General features: G+C 55.2%; 1 protein-coding gene. It reads left to right on the top strand.

Annotation, left to right across the window (positions count from 1 at the left end; all coding sequences use genetic code 11):
• Window positions 1-239 precede the first annotated feature (239 nt).
• Window positions 240-3,413 (top strand): protein kinase domain-containing protein, encoded by a 3,174-nt coding sequence (locus tag LKK83_RS05790; protein ID WP_324629987.1) that lies wholly within the window; start codon window positions 240-242, stop codon window positions 3,411-3,413.
• The last annotated feature ends 154 nt before the right edge of the window (window positions 3,414-3,567 follow it).

Raw genomic sequence — 3,567 nt, forward strand, 5'->3', positions numbered from 1 at the left:
CACTTTGATAATGCCTTTAAGAGTTCAGTTTTGGACTGCTTAAGAATCCCCGCGTCTTCAGCGCGGGGAGTATCAATTTGCTGTTGCCCATTTATTTTCGATGTAATGGGTGGCACACTGTACGAAGACCGTTTGTTGTCTGAATCTCCTAGCCGGATGGTGGGGCTAAAGCGTTTTCCGTTGCCCTGCTTACCTTCTGGCTAATTTGTACCCTTTTTCTCCGCTGCAGATCGAATGCTATGCAACTGATGAACCCCTCCACCATGACTGGCCAAATCATCCAAGGGCGCTACAAGGTACTCAAAGACCTGAAGCGAGGAGCCTTTGGAAAACTTTATCTGGCTGAAGATTCTCAGCAATCGCCAGACAATCCCCTGTGCGCGATCGCCATTCTCCAGCCCAACAGTTCAGATCCGCTGATTTTGCAAGAAGCGCGTCGCCGCTTTGAGCGGGAGGTAAAAATCCTGGAAAAAATCGGCGCTCATCCTCAAATCCCGCGCCTGATAAATTATTTCGAGGATAATCTAAAATTTTATCTGGTGTTTGAATACATCGAAGGGGAAGACCTGAGCCAGGAAATCGCCCCGGGGAAGCGCTGGAGCGAAGGAATGGTGATGGCGTTTCTGCACATGGTTTTAGAGGTATTGGGGTTTGTGCATCAGCACCAGATCGTTCACCGCAATCTCAAACCGTCGAATTTAATCCGCCGAAGCAGCGATCGCAAACTCCTGCTGGTGGATTTTGGCGCGCTCAAAGAAATCGAAACCTTGGCGGTAAATTCTCGCGGTCAGGTAGCGACGGCGGCGATCGGCACTGCAGGCTATATCCCCATCGAACAACTGAGCGGAAAACCCCGGTTAAATAGCGACCTATATGCGTTGGGGATGTGTGCGATTCAAGCCTTAACCGGGTTGCCACCGCGCCAGTTGGAACGGGATCCGAAAACCGGGCAAGCGCTCTGGCATCATCTGGTGATGGTGGATCCTCAATTGGGGCGCATTCTGGACAAAATGATTTGCGTGGATCCCGAGGAGCGCTATCCGGATGCCTCGGCGGTCCTCCACGACCTGAGAAGCTTGCATCAAATGGGACAAACATTAGACGGACGCTACCAAATTGTCAGTCTGTTGGGAGAAGGAGAGTTTGGCAAAACATTTTTAGCGGAAGACTTGCAACGCGCCGAGCAGCCGTGGTGCGCGATCGTGCAACTGCAACCCCTGCGCCGGGATGTGTTTCCCTGGTGGGAAGCAAAAAGCTTTTTCGATACGGAAGCGCAACTGCTGCATCAGTTAGGCACCCACGATCGCATCCCCCGGTTGTTGGCGGATTTCGAGCAAGATGGGGCCTTTTATTTGGTTCACGAATTAATTGACGGGGAACCGATAAGCGCGGAAATCGCGGGGCGCAAGCGTTACGATGAAGCCCAGGCGATCGCCTTACTCAAAGACGTCCTCGAAACCCTCACCTTCGTTCACGATCGCCACGCCATTCACGGGAATCTAAAACCGTCCAATTTAATCCGCCGCCGCGAGGATGGCAAAGTGATGGTCACGGATTTTGGCTCGGTGAAACAACTCACCACCCTGGCGATCGACCAAGGTCAGCTCAAAACTTCCAGCCCGATCGGCACCCCGGGATATATGCCGAAAGAGCAAATGATGGGCAATGCCCGCGCGAATAGCGATATTTACGCCCTCGGCGCGATCGCCCTGCAAGCACTGACGGGAGTCTATCCGGACCACTTCGGCACCCATCCGCAAACCGGGGAAATTAACTGGCGCAAGCACCTGCAGGTCAGTGAAGGGTTTGGGGAAATCCTGGATAAAATGGTGCGCTCTTATTTTCGCGAACGCTATCAGTCGGCCCAGGAGGTGTTGGAAGACTTGCAACAGCTCCCCGTGGATCCCCCGCTGGCGCAGGAAACCCCAGAACTGGTCTCCCTGGCTCCTGTGGCTCCCCCGGTGACTCCCGAGGACAAGCCCACTTCTCCCCCGGATCCGGCTCCCGAACCGGTTGGGGCTGTGGAAAACCCTGTGGAAAACCCTGGGGTGGAAAAACCTGTGGAAAAGGTTCCGTACCAGTCCGAGGTCAGCCAACGCATACCACAAAAGTTGCGCGTTGTCAAGCCCTGGCAGATGGCGGTGGCGGTGGCGATCGCCGGCGGTAGCATCTTAGGAATTGGCAATTACCAACACCAGCGCGCCCAACAGGCAAAAGCGCAGGAGTTCATCGATCGCGCCAGTGAGAAAGTGGCGGCGGAGGAATTTGAGGCGGCACACAATGACTGCGACAAGGCGATCGCGCTCGCCGGGGATTATGCAATGGCATGGAAGTGTCGCGGCGATGCGCTTTATCTGTTGCAGGACTACGATTCGGCTTTGGTAGCCTATGAAAATGCCAGCAAGTTAGAACCGAAAAATCCCAAATATTGGAACAATCGCGGCGAGGCACTCTATCAGTTGCAGCGCTATCAAGAAGCGATCGCCGCTCACGATCGCGCCTTGGAACTGCGATCGGATGACCCCAACGCTCACAAAGGGCGCGGACTCTCTCTGCTCGCACTACAGCGCGATAAAGAAGCCTTGGCGGAGTTCCACCGCGCCACGGAATTGCAGCCCAACAATCCGGAACTCTGGGAACGCAAAGTGCTGGTTCTGGAAAAGTTGCAACGTCCGCAACAGGCCGATCGCGCCCGGGAACAAGCCCTCGCCGCCTATAACGAGCGCCTCGCCAGCAATCCGCAAAATCCCGGTATGTGGGTAGAACGCGGTCGCCTGCTCAGCGAACTCGATCGCGCCCCAGAAGCCTTTGACTCCTACGATCGCGCCTTGGAAATCGACCCCGAGTTTTATTTGGCCTGGAATGCAAAAGGCGGCACTTTGTATGGTATGCGGGAATTTTACGACGCCCTGGATGCGTATGACACAGCCCTAGACATCGAACCGACATTTTATAAAGCATGGCATAACAAAGGGTCAGTCCTCAGTGCCGGCTTGGCACGCTATTGGGATGCGATCGCCGCTTACGATCGCGCCTTGGAAATCGAGCCGAATTTCTACGATGGATGGCGCGATCGCGGAATTGCCCTGATTCAGTTGCGACGCTACCAAGAGGCACTCGCCTCTTTCGATAAAGCCGTGGAAATCACCCCCAACGATCGCAAATCCTGGGCCAGTCGCGGCGTGGCGCTCAATGAATTGCGCCGCTACGATGAGGCGATCGAATCGTTTAACAATGCCCTGGAAATGGACGATCGCGATGCCTTCGCTTGGACCCAACTGGGTATCGCCCTGGAATCTCGCGAACGCTATGAAGAAGCCCTGGAAGCGTACAACAAAGCCCTGGAAATCGAACCCGAGTATTATCTGGCTGAGGAATCTCGCCAGTGGGTTCTGGGTAAGTTAGGCCGGTAGCAACAGTGGCGACTGGAAGTCGCGCCTGTGCGAGCAAAGCCCGCCTACGCGGGCTAATTTCCACTCGTTCCCAGGCTACTCGTTCCCAGGCTCAGCCTGGGAACGGCCCTCCCGAGGCTCCGCCTCCCTCACTCGCGCCGCAAAATAATTGACC

Source organism: Phormidium sp. CCY1219 (genome assembly GCF_035615515.1).
Classification (GTDB): Bacteria; Cyanobacteriota; Cyanobacteriia; order Cyanobacteriales; family Laspinemataceae; genus CCY1219.

Excerpts from the sequence above, each read along its gene's own strand:
- LKK83_RS05790 (WP_324629987.1), top strand. The coding sequence starts at position 240 with ATGCAACTGATGAACCCCTCCACCATGACTGGCCAAATCATCCAAGGG.